Annotated in this window: 17 protein-coding genes and 1 tRNA gene; 4 read left to right on the top strand and 14 right to left on the bottom strand. The window is 37.6% G+C overall.

Features of this window, described 5'->3' with window-relative positions; genetic code table 11:
- Window positions 1-7: 7 nt before the first annotated feature.
- From H7U19_RS00550 to H7U19_RS00530, 5 genes are read right to left on the bottom strand one after another with little or no spacing between them, the layout of a single operon-like run.
- On the bottom strand, window positions 8-562 hold the full coding sequence (locus H7U19_RS00550; RefSeq protein ID WP_186557891.1) for a c-type cytochrome: 555 nt from the start codon (window positions 560-562) through the stop codon (window positions 8-10).
- 10 nt (window positions 563-572) lie between these two features.
- Window positions 573-1,106, bottom strand: coding sequence for a DUF3341 domain-containing protein (locus H7U19_RS00545; RefSeq protein WP_186557890.1), 534 nt, complete (start codon window positions 1,104-1,106; stop codon window positions 573-575).
- Window positions 1,107-1,115: 9 nt separating this feature from the next.
- Window positions 1,116-2,861 (bottom strand): NrfD/PsrC family molybdoenzyme membrane anchor subunit, encoded by a 1,746-nt coding sequence (nrfD, locus tag H7U19_RS00540; RefSeq protein ID WP_186557889.1) that lies wholly within the window; start codon window positions 2,859-2,861, stop codon window positions 1,116-1,118.
- A gap of 27 nt (window positions 2,862-2,888) precedes the next feature.
- Window positions 2,889-5,993 (bottom strand): TAT-variant-translocated molybdopterin oxidoreductase, encoded by a 3,105-nt coding sequence (locus tag H7U19_RS00535; protein WP_186557888.1) that lies wholly within the window; start codon window positions 5,991-5,993, stop codon window positions 2,889-2,891.
- 31 nt (window positions 5,994-6,024) lie between these two features.
- Window positions 6,025-7,317 carry a cytochrome c3 family protein gene (locus tag H7U19_RS00530; RefSeq protein WP_186557887.1) on the bottom strand — a complete coding sequence of 431 codons (1,293 nt, stop codon included), beginning with the start codon at window positions 7,315-7,317 and terminating at the stop codon, window positions 6,025-6,027.
- A 214-nt stretch (window positions 7,318-7,531) separates the two neighbouring features.
- On the opposite strand from H7U19_RS00530, the gene H7U19_RS00525 reads away from it, so the two are divergent.
- On the top strand, window positions 7,532-7,927 hold the full coding sequence (locus tag H7U19_RS00525) for an SPOR domain-containing protein (RefSeq protein ID WP_186557886.1): 396 nt from the start codon (window positions 7,532-7,534) through the stop codon (window positions 7,925-7,927).
- 175 nt (window positions 7,928-8,102) lie between these two features.
- Here H7U19_RS00525 and H7U19_RS00520 read toward each other — a convergent pair whose 3' ends face one another.
- The 7 genes from H7U19_RS00520 to rimP all read right to left on the bottom strand — a co-directional run bounded on the left by H7U19_RS00520 (window position 8,103) and on the right by rimP (window position 19,360).
- Window positions 8,103-9,848: a hypothetical protein gene (locus H7U19_RS00520; RefSeq protein WP_186557885.1), complete on the bottom strand. Its 1,746-nt coding sequence runs from the start codon at window positions 9,846-9,848 to the stop codon at window positions 8,103-8,105.
- A gap of 2 nt (window positions 9,849-9,850) precedes the next feature.
- Window positions 9,851-11,104, bottom strand: a complete 1,254-nt coding sequence (locus H7U19_RS00515; protein WP_186557884.1) for a DUF4249 domain-containing protein — start codon at window positions 11,102-11,104, stop codon at window positions 9,851-9,853.
- A gap of 2 nt (window positions 11,105-11,106) precedes the next feature.
- Window positions 11,107-13,860, bottom strand: coding sequence for a TonB-dependent receptor (locus H7U19_RS00510; RefSeq protein ID WP_186557883.1), 2,754 nt, complete (start codon window positions 13,858-13,860; stop codon window positions 11,107-11,109).
- Between the two features lie 75 nt (window positions 13,861-13,935).
- Window positions 13,936-14,658 carry a hypothetical protein gene (locus tag H7U19_RS00505; protein ID WP_186557882.1) on the bottom strand — a complete coding sequence of 241 codons (723 nt, stop codon included), beginning with the start codon at window positions 14,656-14,658 and terminating at the stop codon, window positions 13,936-13,938.
- 266 nt (window positions 14,659-14,924) lie between these two features.
- Window positions 14,925-17,591: a translation initiation factor IF-2 gene (gene infB / locus H7U19_RS00500; RefSeq protein WP_186557881.1), complete on the bottom strand. Its 2,667-nt coding sequence runs from the start codon at window positions 17,589-17,591 to the stop codon at window positions 14,925-14,927.
- A gap of 61 nt (window positions 17,592-17,652) precedes the next feature.
- Window positions 17,653-18,885 carry a transcription termination factor NusA gene (gene nusA / locus H7U19_RS00495; RefSeq protein WP_186557880.1) on the bottom strand — a complete coding sequence of 411 codons (1,233 nt, stop codon included), beginning with the start codon at window positions 18,883-18,885 and terminating at the stop codon, window positions 17,653-17,655.
- Between the two features lie 13 nt (window positions 18,886-18,898).
- Window positions 18,899-19,360: a ribosome assembly cofactor RimP gene (gene rimP / locus H7U19_RS00490; protein WP_186557879.1), complete on the bottom strand. Its 462-nt coding sequence runs from the start codon at window positions 19,358-19,360 to the stop codon at window positions 18,899-18,901.
- 181 nt (window positions 19,361-19,541) lie between these two features.
- Between rimP and H7U19_RS00485 the strand changes: the two genes are divergently transcribed.
- Entirely contained in the window at window positions 19,542-20,366 is an 825-nt protein-coding gene (locus H7U19_RS00485; RefSeq protein ID WP_186557878.1) for a universal stress protein, read from the top strand.
- Between the two features lie 254 nt (window positions 20,367-20,620).
- On the opposite strand, the gene H7U19_RS00480 is transcribed toward H7U19_RS00485, so the two are convergent.
- Window positions 20,621-20,693 (bottom strand) — tRNA-Gln (locus tag H7U19_RS00480).
- 297 nt (window positions 20,694-20,990) lie between these two features.
- Here H7U19_RS00480 and H7U19_RS00475 point away from each other — a divergent pair.
- Together H7U19_RS00475 and H7U19_RS00470 are read left to right on the top strand one after the other, a co-directional pair.
- Entirely contained in the window at window positions 20,991-24,296 is a 3,306-nt protein-coding gene (locus tag H7U19_RS00475) for a DUF2723 domain-containing protein (protein WP_186557877.1), read from the top strand.
- Between the two features lie 9 nt (window positions 24,297-24,305).
- Window positions 24,306-24,992, top strand: coding sequence for a polysaccharide deacetylase family protein (locus H7U19_RS00470; RefSeq protein WP_186557876.1), 687 nt, complete (start codon window positions 24,306-24,308; stop codon window positions 24,990-24,992).
- A 72-nt stretch (window positions 24,993-25,064) separates the two neighbouring features.
- Here the strand turns inward: H7U19_RS00470 and H7U19_RS00465 are convergent, their stop codons facing one another.
- On the bottom strand, window positions 25,065-25,361 hold the full coding sequence (locus tag H7U19_RS00465) for a thioredoxin family protein (protein WP_186557875.1): 297 nt from the start codon (window positions 25,359-25,361) through the stop codon (window positions 25,065-25,067).
- Window positions 25,362-25,425 lie beyond the last annotated feature (64 nt).

The raw sequence follows: 25,425 nt of genomic DNA, 5'->3' as shown, positions 1-25,425 counted from the left end.
ATCTTTATTACTTTTCTAAATCTGCTTTTAACTTTAGAACATAAGACACAACTTGCCAGCGTTCTTCTTCGTTCAACTGATTGGCATAACTTCCCATGGCATTCTTTCCATAGTAAATCGTATGGTAAATACTGCCTTCATTAATGGCTCTACCAGCATCATCATAACTAGGAATACCCAAAATCTTTTCGCGTTTTACCAACTTACCCTGACCGTCGCCTTTATTGCCGTGGCAGATGCCACAATAAATATCATAAAGCTCCTTTCCTCTGTCCAAATCTACCTGAGTAGAATCTAACGGACTGGTGATTGTAGCCTTGGCCAAATCATAACCTGCAGTGGAATTTTCAATATCAAACGGCACAAACCCTCTTGGCACAGTGCCTTCAACCGGGGTTCTGGCTGCCATTCCCTGCTCAAACATATCATTCTCTCCATAAGTTTCATAGCTTACGGGTTCATACATATTTGGCATAAACTCATAATTGCGAGCAGTATCCGTCTTACACGACACAGCTACTAAAACAAATGCTACAAATGCTATTCTAATTAAGCTTTTCATATAAATTATATTAATGCGCTTCTTTATCAACTATATTAACTTCAACTGCACCAGTTTCGGCAAGTAAACTTTGTAACTCGCCCTCATTACCATGCACCGCTATTTCCATTAAAAAATGGTCGTCCGTAGTTCTTGGGTCTGGATTCTCGGCTTTTTTAAATGGCCACATCCTGCTTCTTAAATAAAAAGTAATCACCATTAAGTGGGCCGCAAAAAACACAGTCAACTCAAACATAATTGGCACAAAAGCCGGCATATTTTCCAAATAGCTAAAACTTGGCTTCCCTCCAATGTTTTGAGGCCAATCCTCAATCATGATGAAGTTCATCATGGTAATGGCTACCGTTAAACCAACCAACCCGTACATAAACGATGTAATCGCAATTCTGGTTGGTGCCAAGCCCATTGCTTTGTCTAGCCCGTGTACCGGAAACGGTGTGTATATTTCTTCGATATGATGTTTTGCTGCCTTCACCTTTTTAACGGCCGACATTAATACATCATCATCAGTATAGATAGCGTGAATAACTTTTGAAGCTTCCATTGACTACGTTTAGTTTATTAATTTTTTAGCTTGCCCTGCCCAATCGTCACGTTCTGCCCTACCAGGGAAGGAACCTGTGATACTGTCCAACAAATCATATTCTTTTTTGGTCATCTTACTCACCTGAAGGAAGGTGTAGATACCAATACTGTTTAAAACTTGTTCCATCTTAGGACCAACGCCACTGATTTTCTTCAAGTCGTCTGCCGTCTGTGTGGATGCATCAAATGCGCCAATACTTGCCAAAAGTGAGTTGGTCATTTCAGATTTATCATCATCTGAAACATCTGTTTTAGGAGCCTCTTTGGTTGGAGCAACTGTAGCTGATCTTCCTGAAGTTCTTTCATCAGCGCCCGTGCCGACTAAACTATCACCTCTTTCTCTAATCTTTTTGTAACGCTCTCCAGAGGATTTCAAAATTGTTTTCACCTCAGCCTGTGCAATTACAGGGAAAGTTCTGGAATACAATAAGAATAACACAAAGAAAAATCCAATCGTACCGATAAATATCCCGATATCCACAAACGTTGGCGAGAACATTGTCCACGAAGATGGTAAGTAATCCCTATGCAATGAGGTTACGATAATTACGAAACGCTCAAACCACATACCGATGTTTACCACAATCGAAATAAAGAAAGAGAACATAATGCTCGTTCTTAATTTTTTGAACCACATAAACTGTGGCGAGAACACGTTACAGGTCATCATGGCCCAATAGGCCCACCAGTAAGGTCCGGTTGCTCTATTTAAGAAGGCGTATTGCTCATATTCCACACCTGAATACCAAGCGATAAATAGCTCAGTGATATATGCCACACCAACGATAGAACCTGTAATCATAATTACGATGTTCATCAATTCGATGTGCTGTACAGTGATATAATCCTCCAAGTCACACACTTTTCTCATAATAATCAAAAGCGTGTTTACCATCGCAAATCCAGAGAATACCGCTCCCGCAACGAAGTAAGGCGGGAAAATGGTGGTATGCCATCCTGGAATTACCGAGGTGGCAAAATCAAAGGATACAATAGTGTGTACCGAAAGTACCAGTGGTGTTGCTAAACCAGCAAGTACCAAGGACACCTCCTCAAAACGTTGCCAGTCCTTTGCACGACCGGACCATCCGAAACTTAATAATGAATATATTTTCTTTTGAAACGGCTTAACAGCTCTATCGCGAATCATTGCGAAATCAGGTAATAGACCCGTCCACCAGAACACTAATGAAACCGACAGATACGTTGAAATCGCGAATACGTCCCAAAGTAATGGAGAGTTAAAGTTTACCCATAACGACCCAAACTGGTTTGGAATTGGCAATACCCAATAACCTAACCATGGACGACCCATGTGAATAATTGGGAATAGACCTGCCTGTACTACCGAGAAGATGGTCATTGCTTCCGCAGAACGGTTTACGGCCATTCTCCATTTTTGACGGAATAGCAACAATACCGCTGAAATCAGTGTTCCTGCGTGACCAATACCTACCCACCAAACGAAGTTTGTAATATCCCAGGCCCAACCTACGGTTTTATTCAAACCCCAAGTACCGATACCCGTTGATATGGTATAAATGATACATCCAATTCCCCAAAGAAAAGCGGCAAGTGAGATACCAAAAACTATCCACCAGTGCTTATTGGCTTTTCCTTCCACAGGTTTGGCTACATCCACGGTAACATCGTGGTATGATTTCTCGCCTGTAACTAAAGGTCTTCTAATAGGTGCTTCGTAATGAGACGCCATAATTATATAATTGTTCTTTAATTAGATTTATGCTTCAGTTGTATTTCTCACTTTGGTTTGGTACATCACGTTTGGTTTTGTGCCCACACTTTCTAATAAGTGATACATACGGTTATCTTCCTTAAGTTTTGCAACTTTACTTTCCTTATCATTGATATCTCCAAACACCATTGCACCATTATTACATGCTGCAGAACAAGCAGTTTGGAATTCTCCATCCTTAATCTGGCGTCCGTCGCGTTTGGCATCCAAAATGGTTTTCTGTGTCTTTTGAATACACATCGAACATTTTTCCATCACACCACGAGAACGTACAACAACATCTGGATTCAATACCATACGGCCTAAGTCGTCATTCATGTGGTAATCAAATTCATCATTGCCGTTATATAAGAACCAGTTGAAACGACGCACTTTGTAAGGACAGTTGTTGGCACAGTATCTTGTACCTACACAACGGTTATACGCCATGTGGTTTTGACCTTGACGACCGTGAGACGTTGCTGCAACAGGACAAACCGTTTCACAAGGCGCATGGTTACAGTGCTGACACATTACTGGTTGGAATGCCACTTCAGGATTATCCGCTGCATTTTCCATTTCACCAAACTCACTTAATGAGCTTCCTAAACCGGAAATATTATCCTTCTTCTCGTTATCTCCTTCGAATGACTCCTCTGAAGAGTAGTATCTATCAATACGCAACCAGTGCATATCACGGCTACGACGTACTTCAGTTTTACCAACTACTGGTACGTTATTTTCAGAATGACATGCAATAACACAAGCACCACATCCTGTACAAGCATTCAAATCAACAGAAAGATTAAAATGATGTCCGATAGAACGGTCAAACTCATCCCATAAATCAACTTCAGGAGAAGTTACCGGAGTTTCTTCGTGGTTCAAAGACACCTTTGGTACTTTGTTCCAACCATGTTCGTGGTCTTCTCTATCGTAAGTATTGAAAATTTCTAATGTCGTTTCCTTAACAATATCCCCACGTCCCATAAGGGTATTGTGCAACTGGACACAAGCAAATTCATGCTCACCACCAACTGCTTCAACAGTAACATTTTGTACGTTGTTAAAATCTTGATATAAAGGATAGGCATTGACACCCACTTGCATTTCTGCTTTCATGCCTTGGGTCTTTCCATACCCAAATGCCAATCCAACGGAACCTTTGGCCTGACCAGGTTGAATTATCACAGGTACGGTAACTGAAACACCATTAACGGTTACTTTCGCATAATTACTGTTTAAAGCGCCATTAGCCACGTGGGTATTCTCCAAGCCTAATGTATCAGCATCAGCATTGGATACTGTCAAATAGTTATCCCAAGCCGTTCTTGTAATCGGATCTGGGAATTCTTGCAACCATGGGTTGTTAGCTTGCTGGCCATCACCCATACCGGTTTTGGCGTATAAAACCAATTCAAGACCTTCAGATTTTGCAGACTTAGCTAATGCCCTTGCTGCATTTCCGGAAGGCGCTTCAACAGCTTCTTCGTCTTGAGTTTCCTCGGCAACAGCATCAGTTTCTACCTCAATAAATCCAACATAAATACCATCGTGTAGTGCTTTGTTAAATGAGCTTCCGCCTAAAATATCCGTTCCCCAAGCCTCCTTTATATAGTTATGGTACGAACTATCATTACCAGTCCACTTTAATAAAGCTTCCTGAAATTGTCTTGTATCGAACAAAGGACGAATCGTTGGCTGTGTTAAACCAAAGTGTCCTTTTTTCAATTCCACATCACCCCAAGATTCTAAATAGTGAGGTGCTGCAGCGATATAATCACATGCCGTAGCAGTTTCGTCTTCTTTCAGAGAAAATGCCACTGACAATTTTGTTTTTCCTAGTCCTTCAAGGAAATCAGCCGAATTTGGCAAAGTATAAGCAGGATTCACACCACTCATGATGATAGCCCCAACTTTTCCTTCTTTCATATCAGCCACTAATTTTGCCACTGCTTTATCGTTACCTTGACGTGTTTTAATTGGCGTGCTTGGGTCGAATGCTTTACTTCCCAAGGCCTCATTAATCTCCAAAGCGACTGTTTGTGCATTCACATCCTGAATACCTGTTACCAAAACACCTTTGCTTCCTGCTTTCTTTAATGCTGAAGCCGCCTTTTGAACCGCTTCGTTTATAGCTTCAGGCAAATCCGTTGAAACCGCACCACCAACAACTAAGCTATATAATTTAGCTAAAGCTTGTTTTTGTTGGCTTGGCGTTAATGGCACACGCTTATCCGCGTTAGCCCCCGTCAAGGACATATTAGATTCAAACTGAATATGGCGGGACATTTTCCCGTGATCGGGAATTCTATTTTTAGAATATCCAGAATCAAAGCCACCACCTTGCCAATCCCCAAGGAAGTCTGCACCAACAGAAACGATGGTCATCGCCTTGGAAAAATCGTAATTCGCTAGGCCTCTTTCTCCGTATTTTGCTTGGTAGGCATCCAAAGCTGAAGATTCTGAAATCGCATCGTATTGGACATGATTTACATTTCCATATTTTTCAGTAAACTCAGCCACCAATTTATCTGTGGATGGACTTGCAAAAGTTTGCGTCAACAACACAATAGGTTGATTTGCCGCTGCAATATCCGTTAAAGCCTTTGAAGTTTCAGCATCAAAATCATCCCAAGAAATAGATTCGCCTCCCTTCTTAGGCCCCATAACCCTAAGGCTATCATACAAACCTAAAACCGAAGCATTCACTCTGGCATTGGCACCACTACCAGCCATCGTGTTATTTTCAATCTTAATAGGACGTCCCTCACGGGTTTTTACCAAAACACTTGCAAAATCGTAACCATCAGCGATGGTAGTCGCATAGTAGTTAGCAACACCAGGAATAATTTCCGTTGGTTGCACCACATAAGGAATAGATTTCTTCACTGGGCCTTCACAGGCAGCCAAAGAAGCGGCCGCTGTCGTAAAACCAACATATTTTAAGAAATCACGACGTGAAGTAGAAGTAGCTTCCAAAGTTTCCTTATCCCCCAAAAATTCATCGGTAGGAATCTCTTCTACAAATTCGTTGTGCTTTAGCGTCTCAACAATAGAGCTATCTTTTAGCTCTTCAACACTTTTCCAGTATTTCTTGTTTGATGACATATGATATATGAATTACTTCTTATTAAATTGATTAATAGTGGCATTTACCACATTCCAGGCCTCCCATTTGCGCCGCCGTTAACTGGTCAACGCCATACTTTTTGGAAAGTTCTTCGTGAATCTTCTCGTAATAGCCGTTGTCTTTTACATCAACATTGGTTTCTCTATGACAGTTGATACACCATCCCATGGTTAGAGGTGAATATTGATATAAAATCTCCATTTCCTCAACAGGACCGTGACAGGTTTGACATTCCACACCAGCAACTGTAACGTGCTGTGAGTGATTGAAGTAGGCAAAATCAGGTAAATTGTGGATACGAACCCATTTTACCGGTTGTGAGTCTCCAGTATATTTTTGCTCAGCATCATTCCATCCGGCCGCTGCGTATAATTTTTTGATTTCACCATCATAAAAATCCTTAGAGTATTCCACAGAGGTTTCGCCATTGTACTCATAAATCGACTTATGACAATTCATACATATATTTAACGAAGGAATTCCCGAATGCTTGCTTACTCTTGCAGAGGAGTGGCAATACTTACAATCGATGCCATTATCGCCAGCATGAATTTTATGTGAAAAATGAATCGGTTGCACGGGCTGATACCCTTGGTCCACACCAATCTGCATAAAGTAGCCGTAAGCAAAATATGCACTGGCCAACAAAAAGAAAATAGCCATAACCAACATTAAAAATTGGTTTTGCACAAAAGCTTTCCATAATGGCGTTCTTGATGAGGACGCCGGTAATTCGACACCCTGAGCAGTAGCAAAGCGACGTAACGTTTTATTTACCAGATATAGTCCAAGTGCCAAAAGAATAAATAGAATAGCTAAGGCACCAAGGATAATTTCATTGGAAATACCTCCTGAGGACTCCCCTCCACTAGGACCGGTAGTTTGGGCAACTGCCACTTCAGGGACTTTCTTCTCTTCGGCAGTGTAAGCCAAAATATTGTTTAAATCCTCGTCTGACAATTGAGGAAAGGCCGTCATCGCCGCACCACCGTACTCATTGTAGATTTTATTGGCATAAGCGTCACCAGATTTGATAACCCCGGCACTATTTCTAATCCAAGCATAAATCCAATCCCTGTCCAAGCCTTGCTCTTCTGACAATCTGGCCTCAACATTACGTAATGCAGGCCCTGTCATCTTCTTGTCCAATTGGTGACAAGCGGCACAATTCGCATTAAATAAAGATTTTCCTTTTGCTGGGTCTCCTTCCTGAGCCGAAATCGATGTAGTAAACGCTAATAATACAATTAAGCCAAAATGAAGAACAATGTTGCTTAATCTACGGTGAATCACCTGTTTCATATTGTTGGTTATATTAACTTCTAAACTTTTGGTACGGTTTTTTCATTGGAAAAGGTAGAAAAAACACAGTTATAAAACTCAGGCAAAAGTAATATTTAATGTCGATTCCCAAAATGTTAACGCTTCGTTAAACCCTAATTTAGAGAGATTCTAAATAATAAATTCGCAAGTAATTCAGTTTATAACTTTTACATTTGCATAAATATAATTAAAAATGGACTTATTCAATTTAAAAACTACCTATATCATCACTTTTAGTGTCTTTTTTCTATCCTTTTATGGTTTCACTCAGGAAGGCAACGTGACCATCAATCAAGATGAAAAAATCACGAAGCTTTTGGATATTAAAAAGGAAATGAATCGCGACGAAACGGATTCAAGACGCTATAAAATTCAGATTTATTCGGGCAATCGTTCTGGCGCGGCTTCTGCTCAAGAAGAATTTGCCAATACTTTTACACAGTGGCGCCCAGTAATGCATTATGAAACCCCAAATTTTAAAGTTTGGGCCGGTAATTTTAGCACGCGCTTGGAGGCTGATAGAGCTCTTCAAAAAATAAAGCGAACCTTTTCAAGTGCATTTATCTTTAAGCCGAAGAAAAAGAAGTAAAACTGACACTATTCCGTATAAAAAAAGTGAACCGAATGGTTCGCTTTTCTCTTATAATATTGAAACCTAATTATTTCAAGGTCTTCTTCACCTCAACTTCATGGAAGGCTTCGATAATATCAGCTCTTATATGCTTTTTACTTTAAAGAATTAACATCATTCTTAATTGAATAATTTATTTGTTCAAAACAGTAATACTTTTAGTATTTAAGACATAAGCACCTTCTGTTGTATAACCTTCTAGTTTTACTTCATATTTTCCAATGTTATCAGAAGTAAAAAAATCCACAATTACTTCATCTTCATTCAATTGAATATTTGGAGCCCATAATAATTGATTCCTAAAATCAGGAATACGCTCTAATTTTTTATCGTAGTTGGGCATAAAATAACGTTTGTTATTAAGTGGCCTTTTTAGTTCAAACATTTTGAAAGGCTTACTATTTTTGAAATTTTTAAAATCTCCCTTCTTAGTTGCGAATGCAATTATACCTCCAAAAAGTTTTGAGCCATAAATATAATTCCTATTTACTACACTTATACTTTCAATATTTTTTGGGTTATAACTTACTATTTCTTCATTGTCATGAATTAATAAACCATCTACTAAAATTAGCGGGGTTAAATTGGAAACATCAATTGTTTCACTGTTTTCACTGTTACTGAACATAAACTTATACTTCCCATCTTTCTTTATTAAACTAGCTGTATTAATAATCTCAACAAAAGTTTCTTTTACTGAATTAAACCGAGTGTATTCGTCTAAAACATAGGTAGTAGCTATCGGGTAAAAAAATGGTTCAAGATTGTAATTAGTTTGAAAAACACTATCTGATTTTACATTATAATAAGCATTCTCTATTTGACTTCTAACGCTACGTAACTCTAACCAAGGTTTGATATCTGGATTTAACTCCAGTGCGCTAAAGTTTAAACGGCTAAAATCATTCATTTCTTTTTTATCAATTACTAATTCATAGTGTTGTTTATTTGCTTCTTGAACTTGAATAACTGCTGTACTTGTGTCATAATTTTCACTAATATTAAAGAAAAACTGCCCTTGGCTATTAGTCTGCACTAATTTAAAAACATAATCCTTACCGGGTATAGACAAAGCCACAGATATATTCTCTATTGAAGCCCCATTTACTCCTTTTATCTTTCCTGAAATTATTTCTCCTCTTATTTCTGGTAAATAAAAGGTATCCCCTTGTTTTTTGATGTTATTAGATTTTGATGTAAAATCTCTTATAATATGAATTGAATCTAGTTTTCTAATTGATAACGAATAACTACCTCTATATTTTTTATAATTATCACTTGTGAGAATAATTGTTCCTTTTTCACGAGTAGAATAGACTGGTTTATTTGTTGACAGCTTTAATTCTTGCAAATCATTTAAAGTATCATTTGCAGAATTACTTTGTTTAACTAATACTGTATTAATTTTAGCTTTGCTAGATGCTATTTTTTGAGTCTCAGTTGTAAACGGGTTTAAGATGTATATATCGTGTTCATAAAAACTATTATAAGCTTTATTTTTACTCCAATTGGTGTAAACAAGAAGTTTGTAATTTCCTGTTAAAACAGTAGAGGGAATAAAAAAATCTCCTTGAGCACTACTATTTTCTAATTTAAGTTTATGTTTAAAAATAATAGTGCTATTGGCCCCAACTAATTCCACATAAGCCAGTTTACTAATCTTGCTATAAGCACCATCATTTTTATTTAAGCAATATATCTTGTAATACAAATACTCACCCGTTAGCAACAAGTCGGTATTTGTCTGTATTATAGTCTTTTCTTGTGGCACAGACGTATTAAACGCCTCGGTTAATTGAGATTTTTTTATCTGACTTTGCATCGAGGTGCTTGAGCCTAATAACAGAAATACTACTATTATTTTTAATATGTTCATCATAATTAGTCTTCCCAAAAATCTGGTATTATATTAGATGAAAAAGACGTGCAATCTCCGCATTCGGGACTAACGATATAATAAATAAAGTCGCCTTCTACCGACCAATATTTATAATTACTCTCAGTTAATAATTGAAATAAAATTAATCGCTCTGGAATAGTACCAGGAACTTCTCCTGTAATTCTATAATCAAATCTAAGATGGTTTTGATTTCTAGGATCAGCACTATATTCGCAATCGTAAAAATACTCTGGTCTGGATAAGTTAAAATCAGTATAATTAAAATAAATCCTTTTTGATGATACTGTTGCAGCCTCAAAAAAGCCTAAAACTTTTTCAGTACTACTATTTAGTGATAATATATTCCCCGACACAAACCCAGGCTGATTTTCTGAGAGCAAGCTCTCAATACCTCCTAATTCATTAATTATCTTATAAAATGTATAAGATTCTAAACTTTGAACATATTGCTTTACAAGTATGCTATATCTTTCTCTTAGCACACTATCATCTTTATCAATAATTCTAACAGGGAACCTAAAAACGATATTATCATCAAAATCACTTGTAGATGTTTGCCTTATACCAATTGATTCCATAGTGGTATAACATATTTTTAGTCCCTGTTGTTCTTCTGTTTTGGGGACTAAAATCATATCATAAGTCAGCAATATTTCAAGATCTTCACTTGTATCTAAATTTATTATTTCAACATTAAAAGTAGGCTCAAATTTAGGGGCTATTATCTTATACGTTTCTTCATATTCGTATCTAAAAAACTGCGCTTCGTTATTTGCATTATCATTATCAACAAAAACTTTTACATTATCATTCAAAGAATCAAATTCAGCATATAACCTAGTTATTTCAGAGGTTGGTGTTAATTCAACATTCTGAGACTCATATTGCCTCCCATCGGTTGTTGATATAAAAAGTTTATATGTAGTATTATTTAATGCCCTAAAAGGTGTATTTGAAATATAAGTACCCGATGAATTTTGAGAAAACACATATGTGTTTTGTTGACTATCTACAACGCTAACCTGAGCATTATTTTCGATAGCAGGCTCGTTTTCGTTAAGTAAAAATGTCCTAGAAATTTTTATTTCTTGGTGTTTCATTTCGTTTGTGATAGTGCCTTCAATAACCAAAGCATCTTCAAAAGTTCTTGATTCAATTTCAAAAGGCTCTATACAGCTTAAAACCCCTATAAAAACAATAAAACAAACAATTCTATGTCTAGCTATTGTTTTCATAATTAGAATTTAAAATTATAGGTTATAGTTGGAACAGGAATTGAAAAAATTGATGTTTTGTAAGCTTGAACTTCTCCGTTTTCTGACACAAAGAATACAGAGTAAGGATTATTTCTACCTAAAACATTATATACCGATATATTCCAGAAGCTATGTGCCAATTTTTTTATTTTGTGATTGCCTTCTATGTTTATTCCTAAGTCTAAACGGTAATAGTCTGGAATACGAAATTGATTTCTATCACTGTATAGTACTTGCTCTTCTCCTGCATAAATAAATTTACCAACAGGATACGTTATTGGTCTTCCCGTTTGGTAAGTAAAATTTGTAGATATACTATAGCGTTGAGTAAGTTTATAATTCGCAATTAGGCTAAAATCATGTGGCTTATCAAAATTTGCCGGAAAAAATTCACCATTATTAACGCGCTCTTGAAGAATAGCACTATCTAGTTTTACAAATGCCCTAGAATAAGTGTACCCTAGCCAACCATTAAGTTTACCTTTGTCTTTTTTTATTAAAACCTCTGCGCCATACGCCTTGCCTTCTCCTTGTAAAACTTCTTGCTCTATGTTTTCGTTTAGTAAAAGTTCTGCACCAACTTTATAATCCAGAAGACTACTCATTCTTTTGTAATAACCTTCAATACTGACTTCAAAGCTATTATCCTTAAAATTTTTATAAAGACCCAGTGCAAGTTGATCTGCTCTTTGTGGTTCAATATTCAAATCTGATAATTTCCAAATATCTGTAGGCGAAATTGTGGTGTTACTTGATAACAGGTGTAAATATTGAATTGTTTTATTGTAACTAGCTTTAACCGAAATATCTGGCGAGAGAAAATATCTTAATGACAACCTTAACTCTGGGCCACCATACGTTTTTATCGTTTCATTATTGCCAAAATCTCGTGTTTCTATAACTGTTGAAGCATTTTTTGGACCATTTGTTTCATAGATATTCTGAGTACGCTCTCCAAGTGCAGAAAAAACTGAATATCTCAAGCCGAAATCTAGAAGCAATTTGTCATTTACTTCAAATAAATCTGATATGTATATTGCAGATTCTAGGCCCTTTTCTTGATTTATACTTCTGGTTTCAACGATAGAATTACTCCCTAGTGGACTTATATTTCCAGGGTCTATTCTGTATAGTTTACTGCTAATTCCATAGTCAAATTTATGTTTTTTACTATGCAAGTATCTCATTTTTAGTTTGATTTGCGCCTCATTTATAGTATAATCGAAATCAAAATTGGAGTTAGCGTTTCCTTCAAATTCAATGCCGTATTTATATTGGCTATTTACTGCAATTAATTCAGCTTTATTCTTTGCATTAAAACTATGATTCCATTTAACTGATGCTAATAAATTATTGTAACTAAATATTGAATCTGAAGTAATACTGAATACATCATTACTATAGTACAGTGTAGATTGAATGTTATTCTTTTCATTTATTTTATGGTTATATTTTAAAACTCCATCATAAAAAGAAGCTTGACTATTTTTTAATGATTCTTCATCAAGAGATTTTAAAATCCACTGCGAATAAGTAGACCTAACACCCAAAACTAAGGATGATTTATTTTTTACAACTGGTGTTTCTATACTAAGATTTGCCGTTATTGGGCCTATAGAACCTTCACCGGTTAACTTTTCTTGATTTCCATCTTTGGTTTTTATATCAAATACAGAGGAAATTCTCCCTCCAAATTCTACGGGAATACTTCCTTTATAAATATCTGCACTACCAGTTGTAAAAGGATTAAGTGCAGAGAAAAACCCTAAAAAATGTGAAGGTGTATAGAGCACCGCATCATCAAGTAATATTAAATTCTGATCGGCTCTTCCACCTCTAACATTGTATCCACTTGCACCTTCTCCTACAGTTTTAATCCCTGGCAAAGTCGTTGCAACTTTTAAAATATTTCTTTCTCCAAGTACAACAGGTATATTTTTAATTCCTTCTGTATTAATTTTTGTTAGGCCTACAACTACGTCTTTTACGTTTTGATTGGCATTAGCTTCAATATTTACTTCTTCAAGCTGTTGCGCACTTTCTGAAGCACTTAGATTTATTGATCCATTGCCATAAACTAAAACCTCTTTCTGAATGTCTTCGTAACCAAATAACTTTGTTTCTAAAATAACTAAACCTGCAGGCACTTCAAGAGTAAAAAATCCTTTGTTATTGGTGGTTGTATTGCTATTACTACCTCTAATAGAAATAACCATATTCTCAATAGGGGTATTAGAGTTTTCATCTTTTATAACCCCTAAGAGGCGAAAAGTAGTTTGGCTTGAGTTTTTATTTTGTTTGCCAATAATTAAAGTACTAGAGTTCTTGTTGGCATCCTTAATTGTGTAATCATTATAAAAAATAGGCTTTTTATCGGGCTTAAAAACAGAAAGAGTGTCTTCGTTAAAATAATTTTCGGGAAGGGTATCATAAACCACACTATTATTGGTTAATACAATTTTATCCTCAAAAATAAAATAGTTTATTGTTGTGTTTTTAAAAATGTCATTTAAAACTGTTTCAAGAGATGTGTCGCTATAAGTGCCACTTACAATTTTTGAATCATCAAACCAATCGTCTTGAAAATAAAAGGTGAAGTCAATTATACTTTCTAATTTAAGCAGAGCCTGCTTTTGTGTCAATCCCTTAAATTCTATAGAAATAGATTGATTTGTTTGGCAAAACATACATTGAAAACTAAAAAAGAACAAACAACTTAAAATTAATTTCTTCATTTTTAATATTTCATTTAAAATGCCCTAAGTGTTACCTCACTTTTAAAAAGCGACATCAACACTAATAAGTTCCCTTTATGTCTTAGCGTTGACTAAATTTTTATCTAAATAGTTTATCAGTTTAACCATAAACAAATCAGTATCTTCTGCATTTAGCTTTTTATATGCTTTAAAAAAATCTTTGATTTCTCTATTTATTTCAGGTAAAACCTTTCTAATAGATTTAGCCGATTTTATTTTATAATATTGATTTTTAAAATGCAGAAAATAGGTGTTATTGAATAAAAATTTATAAGACACATTTTTCTTATTCAGCATCGTCTTTATGGACTTTTGATGTTTGGTATAAAGAGTCAACTTTTCTCCAGAATAAGCAGCTTCAAAAAAACCATTTGCATAAAAAGGCTCTAGTATTTCATTATTTTTAAGTCTAACGAATTTATGATTCTTTAGAGTAAACTCTTTGATTTTTTCTGGAATTAGTATAAAGCTAAAAAAACTTTTATCTCCCTCTGGCTTACATATCAATAGGTCTTCATTTAGGTTAAACTTTAATTTTGTATTGAAGTAAGGTTGATTATCATATATAACTGAACCTTCAACAAAATCTGTTGATTTAAAATATATAGTATTCGTATTGGTATTCTTGTAAAGCTCATAATATCTTGGACCATTATATAATCCAGAAGTTTCAATGCCCGTAATAGAATCAAGTAGTGTAACATAACTATCCTGTGAATAAATATTGGTAATACTTAAAAAGTATACTACACCAAGCATGAAAAATAATCGAATCATAGTTATATGACTTTACCATATTAAAAGTACAAAAAGTTCATTCATTTCTCGGCTATTACTCTCTTTCAGTAGTGTTTTTAACATTATTCTGTTGAATCTTCAAACTTTTAATATCGCGTAAAGCATTATTTCTGAATTTCTTCTTATTTCTTAGTAGTTGATCTTTATGACTAATCCTATAAGTTACTATCAATATGAAGGCAACAAAAAAGCATCTATTCAAGAAATAGATGCTTTTTTAATTTATTAGGTTTTGTACTGAATTGCTATTTCAGTGTCTTTTTTACCTCAACTTCATGGAAGGCTTCAATAATGTCACCTTCTTTAATATCGTTATAATTCTTTACTTGCATACCGCAGTCGTAACCTTTCGAGACTTCTTTCACATCGTCCTTAAATCGCTTTAAGGAAGCAAGCTCTCCTGTAAATACAACAACGCCGTCACGTATGATGCGCACTCCAGAGTTTCTGAAAATCTTGCCACTAGTGACCATACATCCAGCAATGCTTCCAACTTTGGACACTTTAAATATTTCCCTGATTTCCGCGGTACCTGTTACCTCCTCTTTCAATTCAGGAGACAACATACCTTCCATAGCATCCTTCAAGTCGTTAATCGCATCGTAAATGATGGAGTAGGTTCTAATATCGATTTCCTCCTTGTCTGCAATATCCCTTGCGTTTCCAACAGGGCGCACATTAAATCCTACTATAATCGCATCCGAAGCAGAAGCTAAGAGCACATCACTTTCTGTAATCGCACCAACACCCTTATGAAGAATATTTACTTGGATTTCTTCTGTAGATAATTTCTGGAAAGAATCCGTCAATGCCTCGACAGAGCCATCCACGTCACCTTTAAGGATAATATTCAACTCTTGGAAATCACCCAATGCAATTCGACGACCGATTTCATCAAGAGTAATGTGGCGTTGCGTTCTTACGGATTGCTCACGTTGCAATTGAGAACGTTTGGACGCAATTTGCTTGGCCTCACGCTCATCTTCAAATACATTAAATTTATCACCTGCTTGAGGTGCACCGTCCAAACCTAGAATGGATACTGGTGTTGATGGGCCAGCGGCTTCAATATCATTACCACGCTCATCGTGCATGGCCTTTACTTTACCACTATGCTGTCCTGCCAATACATAATCGCCTACGCGAAGTGTACCTGCCTGTACCAAAATAGTAGATACGTAACCACGTCCTTTATCCAAAAACGCTTCTACTACTGTACCTACTGCTGGCTTATCGGGATTGGCTTTTAATTCCAGCAATTCTGCTTCAAGCAATACCTTTTCCAATAATTCCTTAACTCCAGTACCGAACTTGGCAGAAATATCATGGGACTGTATTTTTCCACCCCAATCTTCTACCAATAAGTTCATGTTTGCCAAACCTTCCTTGATTTTTTCAGGGTTGGCATCTGGCTTATCAATTTTATTAATCGCAAATACGATAGGTACACCAGCAGCTTGCGCATGCGATATGGCTTCTTTGGTCTGTGGCATAATATCATCATCAGCTGCCGCTACAATAATGGCAATGTCAGTAACTTGGGCACCACGTGCACGCATCGCCGTAAAGGCTTCGTGACCCGGTGTATCCAAGAATGCTATTTTTTGTCCGCTATCCAACTGAACACCATAGGCACCAATATGCTGCGTAATGCCACCGGATTCACCAGCGATTACATTTTCTTCACGGATATAATCCAGAAGCGATGTTTTACCATGATCTACGTGCCCCATTACTGTTACAATCGGCGCACGAGGTTTTAAATCCTCTGGCTTGTCCTCAACTTCTTCTATAGATTCTTCAATATCAGCAGTTACGAACTCAACTTCATATCCAAACTCCTCAGCTACAATCGATAAAGTTTCAGCATCCAAGCGTTGGTTCATGGTTACCATCATTCCAAGGGACATGCATGCCGAAATAATTTCGGTAACGCCAACGTCCATCATCGTAGCCACCTCGCTTGCAGTAACAAACTCGGTTACTTTGAGGATTTTACTTTCTTCAGCTTCAGCCTGTAGCTCCTTCTCGGTTTGATCCCTGTGTTGGTCTCTTTTTTCCCTGCGGTATTTTGCTCCTTTTCCTTTTGAGGATTTACCTTGAAGTTTTTCAAGTGTTTCGCGCACTTGTTTTTTTACATCTTCTTCAGACGGTTCTTCTTTTACGATATTTCGGCGTCCTTTTCCTTTTCCCCGGTCGTTGCGGTTGCCACCTCTTTGACCGTTTCCTCCTTGACCAGGACCTACCTTACTAATACGACGGCGTTTCTTTTTATTTGCACCAGAATCTGATGCACCGCCTTCTTTTTTCTCCTCTTTCTTCTTTTTAGGCTTATTGAATTTTGATAAATCGATCTTATCGCCGGCAATCTTTGGCCCAGTTAATTTTTGATATTGGGTTTTTACCTTTTCGTCCGGAACAGCAACCTCCTTATCAACCTCAACTTTGTCCGAAGTCTTCGTTTTTTCAACGACAGCTTTAGCCTCGACTTTGGGCGGCTCAGCTTTTACAACTTCTTCGACAACTGGCTTCTCTTCAACCTTTTTTGGGCTTAAATCAATTTTGCCTACAGTTTTAGGGCCAGAAAGGGACGGGGATGCCTTGATGACCTCTTCCTGTTGCGCTTGCTCTGCAACTTCCTGGGCCTTCTGTTTTGCTTCCAATTCCTGCTCGCGCTTGATACGCAAATCTTCCTTTTCCTTTAGTTTTGCCTCACTGACTTTCTGAGACCTTATTTTCTTATTGGCATCCGTTTCAAATTCATCTGCAAGCACGTTGTACGTGTCCTCAGAGATTTTAGTAGTCGGACGCTTTTCGATTTCAATGCCCTTGGAATCCAAAAATTCCACAGCACGGTCTAAAGAAATGTTCAGTTCGCGTAAAACTTTATTTAATCTAATTGTTTCAGCCATAAATTGCCTTTAAAATCCCAAATATATTATTTAATACCTATTTTGCTAACAGTAATTGGTATTAGTCCTCGAATTCTTCCTTAAGAATTCTAACAACATCGTTTATTGTTTCTTCTTCTAAATCAGTGCGCTTAACCAAATCTGTAACGTCCTGCTCCAAAACACTTTTTGCGGTATCGTACCCCGCTTTACTGAATTCGGCGATAATCCACTCTTCTATTTCATCAGAGAATTCGCTTAGTTCAACATCTTCTTCAGCACCTTCTCTAAATACATCTATTTCGTAACCAGTTAATTGACCTGCCAAACGGATATTGTGACCACCTCTACCAATAGCCTTACTGACTTCCTCTGGCTTTAAAATCACTTCGGCACGTTTGCTTTCTTCGTCAATTTTGATAGACGTGACACGTGCTGGACTCAATGCTCTTGTGATGAACAGTTGTAAGTTGTTAGTATAGTTGATTACATCAATATTTTCATTGCCTAATTCGCGTACAATCCCATGAATCCTTGAACCTTTCATACCCACACAGGCACCAACCGGGTCAATTCTATCATCGTAGGAGTCCACTGCTACTTTTGCTTTTTCACCTGGGATTCTCACTACTTTTTTGATCGTAATCAATCCGTCAAATACCTCTGGAATTTCCTGTTCAAAAAGCTTCTCCAAAAATACGGGGGAGCTTCTGGACATGATAATCGTCGGTTTTGCGCCTTTAAGCTCAACCGTATCAATAACACCTCTAACGTTATCGCCTTTTCTAAAGAAATCCGAAGGAATTTGTCTGTCTTTTGGCAATACAATTTCGTTGCCTTCATCATCCAATAAAATGACAGCACGGTGACGAATATGGTGCACCTCAGCAGTATAAATTTCGCCGACTAAATCTTTAAATTGCTTGTAGATGATGGTGTTGTCGTGCTCATGAATCTTAGAAATTAGGTTTTGGCGCAAGGCTAAAATAGCACGTCTTCCCAAATCCACTAATTTTACTTCTTCAGACACATCCTCACCAACCTCAAAATCAGGTTCAATCTTCCTAGCATCACTCAAGGATATCTCTTGGTTTTCGTCTTCCACCTCACCATCGGCAACCACGATACGGTTTCTCCAAATTTCTAAATCTCCTTTGTCTGGGTTAACAATGATATCAAAATTGTCGTCATCCCCAAACTTTCGTTTTAAGGCGCTTCTAAAAACATCTTCTAAAATCGCCATCAGCGTAACACGGTCGATTAGTTTATCGTCTTTGAATTCCGAAAAAGATTCAATTAACGCAACATTCTCCATAACTCTACTTGAATTAAAATTTAATCATAACTTTTGCTTCTACAATGTCCTCGTAAGCCACATTGGCTTGCTTTTTTACGGTCACCTTGCCCTTTCCAACGGGTTTTGGCTCTCTGGCCTTCCATTCTATAAGAATCTTATCCTCTGTGGCTTCGGCCAAAACGCCCTCTAGTTTCTCGGTGGCTGTTTTCACCTTCAAGGTTCGGCTGATATGCCTTTTATACTGTCTTTTATTGACCAATGGGGAAGTGGCCCCAGCCGACATCACCTCCAGTGAAAAATCCTGCGCCTCTCTATCCAGATTATGTTCAATGGCACGGCTTACAAACATGCAATCTTCCACCAAAACACCATTGTCGCCATCCAAAATCACTTTGATATGGTTCGCTTCATTTACCTCAAAATCAATCAAGAACAAATCTGGACGTTCTTCCAACGCATTTTCCAACAACTCCTGTACGCTTTCCTTAAACATTTTAAGTATAAAAAGAGGGGACTTTCCGTCCCCTCATAATTAATTTCGCCTTTTCAACGGCGCAAATATAAGATATTAAATTGATTTTTAAAGAATTTATGCCTAATTTTATAAGAACTCAAACAACTTTCTCTTTCTACAAGAAATGATAAAATCGAGTTAATAGCTAAACCTCCCCATCATGAAAAAAATACTAGTCCCAACCGATTTTTCCGAACAGGCCGAAAAAGCCCTTGAAGTGGCCTCCCAGCTGGCCAGAAAGCACAATTGCGAAATCTTTCTTTTGAATGTTTTGGATTTGCCTCTCCACGAAATTGACCCCATCAAAGGTTATAACGATTTACCCGAGGCCGTATTCTTTATGAAATTGGCACATAAAAAGTTTGAGGAATTAAAAACACGGGATTATTTGGAAGGTCTTACTGTACACGATACTGTTGAGTTCCACGACACCTTTAAAGCCATCAACCAGGTGTGCAAAAAACACAATATTGATTTGGTGATTATGGGGTCGCATGGTACGAGTGGATTTAAGGAACTGCTGATTGGTTCCAATACTGAAAAGGTGGTACGCACAGCTGATGTGCCTGTTTTGGTGGTGAAAAAACGCCATACGGAATTTAAGGTTGATAATTTTGTGTTTGCCTCTGATTTTAAGGAAGAATCGAAAGTGCCGTTTTTAAAGGCCTCCGAGTTTGCAAAATTATTTGAAGCCGAAATGCACTTGTTAATGGTGGTAACGGCCAATAAATTTGTGACTACTGTGGACGCCAAAGCCCGTATTCAAGGGTTTCTAGACAGCGTAACCCATAATTTTTGTACGATTCATGTTTATAACGACAAAACGATTGAGGAGGGAGTGATGAATTTTTCGCAGTCTATAAATGCGGATTTGATTGGGATGAGCACGCATGGCAGACGTGGGATTTCCCATTTTTTTAATGGGAGTATCAGTGAGGATTTGGTGAACCATGCTAGGCGACCTGTGATGACGTTTCGGATTTGATTTTTTCTCGCGAAGGCGCTGAGGCGTAATGGTCTGCAACATATAAATAAACTTTGAACAGGTAATGTGCTTAGCGGATTTGCGTTAGGGATTGCAGTGGAAATCCCACAGCGGAGCCCAAAGGCGTAGCGAGGAATTGGAACGGAAAGCCCGACCCCTTGTGGGTAACGCCCAACGTATTGGCAAAATTCCTTTCAGGAATCACTCGAAATAAAAAAAGTCCTCACTTAAAGTAAGGACTTTTGAATAACTTGTTGGCCTACTAGGGCTCGAACCTAGACTCTTCTGGACCAAAACCAGACGTGTTGCCAGTTACACCATAGGCCAATGCGGGCCTGCCTGTCGGCAAAGGCAGGTGCAAATTTAGCACAAAGTTTTATTTGAACAAGTATTTTTGGGAAAAAATTGCAGACACGAATTCCACGAATTCTCACCAATTTTAAATAAGCCCTTGAGGGTTTTTATGCGGTTTTCTTTAAAAAGTCAATATAAAGCGTACGTTTAAGCATTTGTGCAAATTAGTGGAATTAGCGTCCAAATCACTTATGTTAACGCCAGTATAATATTTACGGCTGTTTCATATTTATTGTTAAATTCGCCACAGCAAACAAACACAGATATTTGATGATGGATTTTAATTTTAAAAAATGGAACACCATTTTGGGCTGGTTCTCTTTTTTAATTGCTCTAATAACCTACAGTTTAACGGTTGAGCCGACGGTAAGTTTTTGGGATGCGGGCGAGTATATTTTAACTTCGGCAAAACTGCAGGTGGGACACCCACCAGGGGCACCATTGTTTCAAATGATGGGAGCATCTTTCTCCACCTTTACCTTTGGCAACAGCGAATTGGTAGGCTTAATGATGAATATGATGAGTGGAGTAGCTAGTGCCTTTACCATTTTGTTTATGTTTTGGACCATTACAATATTGCTACAAAAATTAGTTTCAAAAGACAATACGGTTTCCAAAGGGCAAGGCATTGCCATTTTAGGCAGTGGTTTAGTAGGCAGTTTGGCATTTGCCTTTACGGATTCGTTTTGGTTCAATGCCGTAGAAACTGAGGTGTATGCCATGGCCACTTTGATTATGTCCTGTTTGTTTTATCTGGCCTTGCGATGGGAACAGGATATGGATAAACCCCGTGGCAACCGTTGGTTGATTTTGATCGCCTTTATTTTAGGGCTATCTTTTGGCGTACACTTTATGGGCTTGTTGACCATTCCTGTAATTGGTCTTATTTATTTCTTCAAGAATTACAAAACCGTTACGGTTACCAATTTTATTATCGCCAATGTAGTTTCGGTGGCTATTTTGCTATTTGTATTTAAACTATTGGCACCGAATATTTTAAAGATTTTCAGTGTTTTTGAAATCTTTTTTGTGAATAGCATTGGATTGCCATTTAATTCTGGTTCCATCATTGCCGTGGTGTTTTTGGTGGCAGTTATTTTTTATGCCTTGCGCTATACCCGACAGAAGAATTATGTGCATTTGAATACCGGTATTCTTTGTTTAACCTTCGTAATTATTGGATTTTCAACTTGGTTGATGTTGCCTATTCGAGCCAATGCCAATGTGGTGGTGAACGAAAATAATCCATCAAGTGCCAGGGAACTTTTGGCCTATTACAACTTGGAGCAATACCCTGAAACCCATCTGTTTTATGGCCCTCAATTTACCGATCAATACGCCTATTTGGATGAAAATAATCCTTACATTGATGACAAACCCAAATATGAAAAGGATGAGAAAAAGGGCGAATATGTGGTGGTAAACGATTATAAGGACGCCAAGCAAAATTATAATTCAGACCACGCTTCTATTTTACCGAGAATGTGGAGTGCAGAGCATGCCGAAAACTACATGATGTTTACGGGGTATTTGAATTTTAGTTTGAAACCTGAATATCAAATGCAAAATGAACTGCGCAAACTAGTTTCCGATTTTCGGGGCGAAGTGATGCAGGGCAATGTGGATTACGAGGATTACAACAGTTTTTTAAAGCGCTATAAAAGTTATATCGATATCGAAAAGCCCGATTTGGCAAGCAATATCAAATACCTTTTTGAATACCAATTGGGATATATGTACTGGCGCTATTTTATGTGGAACTTTGTGGGGAGACAGGATGATATCCAAGGAAAATATGACAACCACGGCAATTGGATCAGTGGTATCAAACCCATTGATGAATGGCATTTGGGAATGTCACAAGATAATCTGCCTAGTGATGTAAAAAACAACAAAGCACGAAACACCTATTATTTCCTGCCATTAATTTTAGGGTTAATAGGCATGTTCTTTTTATTAAACAGTGATAAAAAACGCTTCTGGGTAATGCTAGTGTTCTTTCTGTTTACAGGATTGGCCATTCAAGTGTACACCAATGTGCGCCCTTTTGAACCCCGCGAACGGGATTACTCTGTGGTGGGTTCATTTTATGTGTTTGCCATTTGGATTGGGTTTGGGGTGTACGCGATTTATAACGCCTTAAAAAATTCTTTGTCTAAAACATTGGCCGCACCTATAGTTTCTATAGCCTGTTTGATTTTAGTACCTGGCATTTTGGTAGCCAACAACTGGGACGACCACGACCGTTCTGGAAAATATACCGCTCAAGCGATGGCCCGAAAATATTTGGATTCCTGTGCCGAAAACGCCATTCTGTTTACCATCGGTGACAATGACACCTTTGCACTGTGGTACGCTCAAGAGATCGAGGGTTACCGCACCGATGTACGTATCGTGAATACTAGTTTATTCCAAACGGATTGGTACATAGACCAAATGAAGCGCAGGGCTTACGAAAGTGATCCAATCCCATCACAATTAACTCATGATTTGTATAAATATGGTACAAATGACTATATCATTGTGGAGGAAGTTGTCCCGGACACACTTTACCTGAAAGAGGTTTTAAATTTTATATCCAGTGATAACCCAAGGACTAAATACAAGTATCTTCTACAACAACAAGGCGTGGATATTTCAGGAATCCGAAGTCAGGATTTGAATGCAAGCTACTTGCCAACACGCCATTTGCGCCTTCCTGTGAACAAGGAAAATGCACTTAATAGCGGAATTGTAAAACCCAAGGATGCAGACAAAATAGTGCCATATATTGACATTGAAATATCTGGCGGCGCTTTGTACAAAAACCGTTTATTGATGTTGGACGTAGTGGCCAACAATGAATGGAAGCGCCCTATTTATTTTACAGGCGGCAGTTTTGGTGACGACGACTATCTGTGGATGAAGGATTATCTGCAACTGGACGGGATGTGTTACAAGTTAGTGCCTATTAAGACTGAGATAGACCGCGCCAATCCTTTCGATATGGGACGCGTAGATTCTGACTTAATGTATGAAAAAGTGAAAGGCTGGGACTGGGGCAATAGCGGTAGCCCGGACATTTATCATGATACCGAAACCCGAAAGAACTCCATTACATACAGAGGTAATTTAGCTAGGCTGGCCGAACAATTGATTAACGAGGGCAAACTTGACAAGGCCGAAGAAATTGCGGATATAGCCATGAAAAACATGCCTGTTGAATATTTTGGATATTACACTTTGCTCGAACCTTATGTAGGGGCATATTATGAAGCAGGTGCTAAGGAAAAAGCAAGGACACTGTATCTGGATGTCAGCAAAAAATACCAAGAAAACCTTACTTATTACAGTAGTCTCAAAGTTGAAAACCAAGAGCGCATGTTTGAGGAAATCTATACAGACATTCAACGCTACAAGGGGTTGTTGGATGTACTCGTAAAATACGATGATGAGTTCGCTCAAAAAGAAGGGGAAGTTTTTAATAACTATTTAAGGTTGTTTAAATATTTCTATGGTGATGAAGACGAGGAAGTAGAGCCACGTACGGATGCCGATTTACCAGCCGATAGTGGAAGCGTTGAACCTGCTGAATAGCTTCTTGCCATGACCATAATTCCGGTTAAGACCCCAGAAGTTGTAAAATCATTATTTCCAAACTATGTTTGGGATATCGAGACTTCTGAAAAGGTACTTTACCTGACTTTTGACGATGGCCCCACTCCTGAAATTACCGGATGGGTATTGGATGAATTGGAAAAGCATAATGCCAAAGCCACATTCTTTTGCATTGGCGCTAATATTGAAAAGTATCCCGAAATATTTCAAAAGGTTTTAAAGGCCGGCCATCGAATTGGCAATCATACGCAACACCATTTAAAGGGATGGAAGTTTAACACTCAGGATTACCTTGAGGATGTTAAAATAGCTGAAGGTTTACTAAACTCCAAATTCCAAAAACTAAATCCCAAAATTCACAATAAGGCAATCGTAAATTGTAAATCTCCAATCGTAAATTTATTTCGTCCGCCTTATGGCAAAATCAAACGTGAGCAAGGGAGAAAGCTAATTGAGATGGGTTACAAGATTATTATGTGGGATGTTTTAGCTTTTGATTGGAAAAAAAGTGTCAGTCCAGAAGAATGTATGGACAATGTACTATCAAAAGCAACTAACGGTAGCATTATTGTATTTCACGATAGTGTAAAGGCTTCAAAAAATATGCAATATGCCTTGCCGAAAGTGCTGGCACATTTTAGCGCAAAAGGGTATAAATTTGAGGCTTTGGAATAGTTGCCCTCAAATCAAAAGTTGTATTGTAGCTTCTGAAAAAGATTCCTGCTTCCGCAGGAATGACAGCAACCACTAAATATATTCCTGAATAATATCAATAAGGGTATTGGCATCCTGCTCGCCACTTTGGCGCCATTTCATTTCGCCATTTTTGTAAATGATTAATGTGGGCAGACCTTTAACACGAAGTGCGTCGGCCAATTCTTGATTTTTTTCGACATCAATTTTAATCACTTTGGCCTTGTCGCCCAAAGCGGCCGCGACATCCCTAAGTACAGGATGCATGGCTGTAGATTGTTCGTTCCAATCTGTATAGAAGTCCAACAGAACCGGAACATCAACGTCAATTAATTCCCCAAATTTAGACATATCTTAATCTATTCGTTTAAAGCATTAATAGCAGGGGCATTACTATACTTATTCATAAAAATAA

This window comes from Hyunsoonleella aquatilis, assembly GCF_014270105.1.
Taxonomy (GTDB): domain Bacteria; phylum Bacteroidota; class Bacteroidia; order Flavobacteriales; family Flavobacteriaceae; genus Jejuia; species Jejuia aquatilis.
Note: the sequence above shows the minus strand (reverse complement) of the source record. Positions and strands in the feature narration are given on the sequence as shown.